Origin of the sequence: Bartonella taylorii 8TBB, from assembly GCF_902825155.1 — a bacterium.
Lineage (GTDB): Bacteria > Pseudomonadota > Alphaproteobacteria > Rhizobiales > Rhizobiaceae > Bartonella > Bartonella taylorii_A.
Window position 1 is genome coordinate 1 of sequence record NZ_CADEAG010000144.1, and the last position, 430, is coordinate 430.

Consider the following 430-nt stretch of genomic DNA (forward strand, 5'->3'; position numbering starts at 1 on the left):
CTCCATTACTTAAAAGATATTGCACTAGATACTTTTGAAACTCGTAAAGCTGAATTAAAAGGGGATGGTAAAGATGGAACTTGGTTTACACCTTTACGCCTTCACATTCTCCCTAAATTAGGCTGTTTACCCGTTTCAGAGATTACACAAACAGAGATACGTAATACGCTTGCTCCTATTTGGCATACAAAAACTGGAACAGCTCGTAGAGCTCTCATTCGTCTCAATCTTTGTCTCAAACACGCGGCTGCTTTGGGTTTTGATGTTGATTTACAAGCAGTACAAAAGCACAAGCTCTCTTAGGAAAACAACGCCATAAAGTCACAAACTTACCTGCAATGGATTGGAAAGAGGTTCCTGCTTTTTATAAAACACTTTGCCAAAAAACATATATAACACATTTGGCTTTGCGTTTGCTTATCCTTACAGG

At 38.6% G+C, this 430-nt stretch carries 1 pseudogene; it reads left to right on the top strand.

The window, feature by feature from the left end:
• A pseudogene (locus J7R13_RS09035) lies at positions 1-430 on the top strand (phage integrase central domain-containing protein); the annotation flags it as partial.